Origin of the sequence: uncultured Megasphaera sp. (assembly GCF_958350005.1) — a bacterium.
Lineage (GTDB): Bacteria > Bacillota > Negativicutes > Veillonellales > Megasphaeraceae > Megasphaera.
On sequence record NZ_CATWFF010000205.1, the window covers coordinates 1 to 3,513 of the forward strand.

Below are 3,513 nucleotides of genomic sequence, written 5' to 3' on the forward strand. Positions count from 1 at the left end.
TATACATATAGTATAGTTAATTACAGGAGGGTTTATCATGGATTTTACAGTAAAACCTAATTCTCAGGCAGAAATTTCCGAACTCGTTACCGAAAATAATACGGCCATTAAAATGGGCAGCGGCAAATCACCGGTCTATGCTACGCCGGCACTGGTTGCCCTCATGGAAAACGCCGCCATTCTGGCTTGCGACAGCCAGCTTCCGGAAGGCTACAACACCGTTGGTATTTCCATGAACGTCAAACACGTTGCTGCTACGCCGATTGGCCTGAAAGTAACGGCAAAAGCTACGCTGACCGAACAGGACAGAAGAAAACTGACCTTCAAAATCGAAGCCTTTGACGATGCCGGCCTCGTAGGCGAAGCCGTTCACGAACGGTTCATCATCGAATCGGCTCCGTTCCTGGCCAAAGCAGAAGCCAAGAAAAACGCCCATAAATAAAAAGGCAGCCTGTGTGTCCTCTCTTCAGGACGGCAGTGACAAAAACAGACAAAAACAGACAAAAACATCCTCCCTGCGTTACTGCAGCAGGGAGGATGTTTGCTATACCCTCTTATCGATATATGACAGTTTCTGAAAGGTCTTTGCGCTGACTGTGCGGCGGCAGCGGCGTCACCCCTTCGGCGGCATAGCCCAGATCGAGCAGCATGACCACTTCTTCATATTCCGGAAGGTGCAGCGCTTTGGCTGCTTTTTCGGGATCAAAGAAATTAATCCAGCAGCTGTCTACGCCGGCATTGGCCGCAGCCAGCATCATATGGGTTGCCACGATGGACGCGTCTTCTGCGCCGGAATTGCGTTTTTCCCCAGGATAGACGAAGGCATGGCGGCTGTCAAAGGCAACGGCCAGCACCGTCGATGCCCCATACCGGCAGGGCGTAAGGGAATCAATGGCTGCCAGTCCTTCGGCTGACTGAATGACGTAAATCCGCTGTTCCTGATTGTTCTTAGCTGTAGGAGCCAGCCGGCCAGCCGATAAAATGGCATCCAGCTTTTCCGGTTCCACCGGCTGTCCATCAAACTTTTTGCACGAATACCGTGCTGCAACTACTTCTGAAAAATCCATGTTTAAGTTCCTCCTCTTCCCTCCGCTGCGGCTGTATGTCTCTGCCTGGCAGTGCGTATATATGCAGTAATATGGTCTTCCTCTTTTATTATATGTATTTTTATCGCCAAATACAACGGCCCCTGCCGGAAGCGGCTCCAAAGATACGATGCCTGCCGCTCCATGGACGGACAGGAAATTCAGCAGCCTTCATTTTTTCAGCAGGATTTTACCGTCTTTTGGCGAATGTTTCTGTATACAGATGAATATGGATGAAATCCATCTACTCATCGTCATGATGCAAAGAAAGGAAGGGTCATCAATGAATGAAGTAAAACCGCCGAAGAAGTCACTCCTCTATTACTACGGAATGGCTCTGGTGATGGTAATTGTATTTAATTCGCTGATCATGCCCCTGATTGAAGAAGCAAAAATTCAGCAGGTCAGCTACAGCACCTTCATGGAAAAGACGGACAACAAGGATATTGGCTCTGTCGAAATCAAAGATAATGAAATCACCTTTACGGACAAGGATAAAAAACAGGTCTACCGCACAGGTGAAATGAACGATCCCGATCTGATCAAACGCCTGTCCGACGCAGGAGCAGATTTTACGAGTGTGCCGGATCGCCAGGCCTCGCCTGTTGAATCGTTCTTTCTGAACTGGATTCTGCCGCTCCTTATCTTCTGGGGCATTGGCCAGTATATTTCCAAGAAGATGATGGACCGGTTAGGCGGCAGCGGCATGATGTTCGGCAAGTCCAATGCCAAGATCTATGTCCGGTCCAAGGCAGGCATTAAGTTTGCCGATGTCGCCGGTGAAGATGAAGCCAAAGACAACCTGGCAGAAATCGTCCGCTACCTTCACGATCCGTCCAAATATAAAGAAATTGGCGCCAATATGCCGAAAGGCATTCTCCTCATCGGACCTCCGGGCACGGGCAAAACCATGCTGGCCAAGGCCGTAGCCGGAGAATCACAGGTCCCCTTCTTCTCCATTTCCGGCTCAGAATTTGTGGAAATGTTTGTCGGCATGGGCGCATCCAAAGTGCGGGATCTCTTTAAGCAGGCTAAGAAAAAAGCACCGTGCATCGTATTCATTGACGAAATCGATGCCATCGGTGAAAAACGTACAGCCCAGGTCGGAGGCAATGACGAACGGGAACAGACCTTAAATCAGCTGCTGACGGAAATGGACGGCTTTGAAAGCAACACAGGCGTAATCATCCTGGCAGCGACGAACCGTCCGGAATCCCTTGACCCGGCTCTGACCCGGCCAGGCCGCTTTGACCGCCGTGTGCCCGTAGAACTGCCGGACCTGCAGGGCCGTGAAGCTATTTTGAAAGTCCATGCCAAAAAAGTAAAAATGGCCAAGGGCATTGATTATACTAAAATCGCCCGCATGTCCTCCGGTGCCTCCGGCGCTCAGCTGGCCAACATCATCAACGAAGGGGCTCTGCGGGCCGTCCGGGAAGGGCGAAGCGAAGTGCTGCAGAGCGATCTGGAAGAAAGCATCGAAGTAGTCATTGCCGGATACCAGCGCAAGAACGCCATTTTGACAGATAACGAAAAATGGACCGTCGCCTACCATGAAATCGGCCACGCCCTTGTTGCAGCCATGCAGACTCATTCTGCACCGGTGCAGAAAATCACGATTATACCGCGCACCTCAGGAGCCCTTGGCTATACGATGCAGGTAGATGAAGGGAATCACTACCTGTATACGAAAGAAGAACTGCAGAACAAAATCGCCACCTGCACTGGCGGCAGAGCTGCGGAAGAAGTCGTATTCAACCGCATTTCCACAGGCGCTTCCAACGATATTGAACAGGCTACCAAAATCGCCAGGGCCATGATAACACGCTACGGCATGAGCGATGATTTCGATATGGTAGCTCTGGAAACGGTAACGAACCGCTATCTCGGCGGTGATGCCTCTCTTGCCTGCTCAGCGGAAACACAGGCACTTATTGACAAAAAAGTCGTCGAACTCGTCAAAGCGGAACATGCAAAAGCCAGAAACATACTGCTTAATAACCGGGATACTCTCGATGAACTGGCAAAATTCCTGTACGCCAAAGAAACGATTACAGGCGAAGAATTCATGGAAATATTGCAGAAAACTAAGAAAGACGAATCCAACGACACCTCTCAGCCGGCAGGAACGTAACGCCCCCTTTCCCAATGGCAAAGACAGCGAAGAGGCCCTTCCCTCTTTCCTGATAGCATGACAAAACCACCGCAGCAGACAAAACAGCATCCTGTCTGCTGCGGTGGTTTGGCTTATCAGGTAATCCTTGAATGGTATGTTATTTTTATGATATACTTGTATGCGGAACAACCGTGTTGCAGGGTGGATTGACCTCCATTGAAATGGAGGTGATGTCTATGGAACTGTTTACCTTTCAGGACATGATGTCCTTTGGTAGCTTTCTACTAGCATTGCTGACCTTCATCTATTTGATGC

At 49.9% G+C, this 3,513-nt stretch carries 3 protein-coding genes; 2 read left to right on the forward strand and 1 reads right to left on the reverse strand.

Going from position 1 to position 3,513, the window contains the following annotated elements:
• The first annotated feature begins 37 nt into the window (after positions 1 to 37).
• Complete coding sequence (locus Q3886_RS09520; RefSeq protein ID WP_301861210.1) at positions 38 to 442, forward strand: thioesterase family protein; 405 nt, start codon at positions 38 to 40, stop codon at positions 440 to 442.
• A gap of 112 nt (positions 443 to 554) precedes the next feature.
• On the opposite strand, the gene Q3886_RS09525 is transcribed toward Q3886_RS09520, so the two are convergent.
• Positions 555 to 1,067 carry a nitroreductase family protein gene (locus Q3886_RS09525; RefSeq protein WP_301861212.1) on the reverse strand — a complete coding sequence of 171 codons (513 nt, stop codon included), beginning with the start codon at positions 1,065 to 1,067 and terminating at the stop codon, positions 555 to 557.
• Between the two features lie 301 nt (positions 1,068 to 1,368).
• Here Q3886_RS09525 and ftsH point away from each other — a divergent pair, with 301 nt between their 5' ends.
• On the forward strand, positions 1,369 to 3,216 hold the full coding sequence (gene ftsH / locus Q3886_RS09530; protein ID WP_301861213.1) for an ATP-dependent zinc metalloprotease FtsH: 1,848 nt from the start codon (positions 1,369 to 1,371) through the stop codon (positions 3,214 to 3,216).
• Positions 3,217 to 3,513 lie beyond the last annotated feature (297 nt).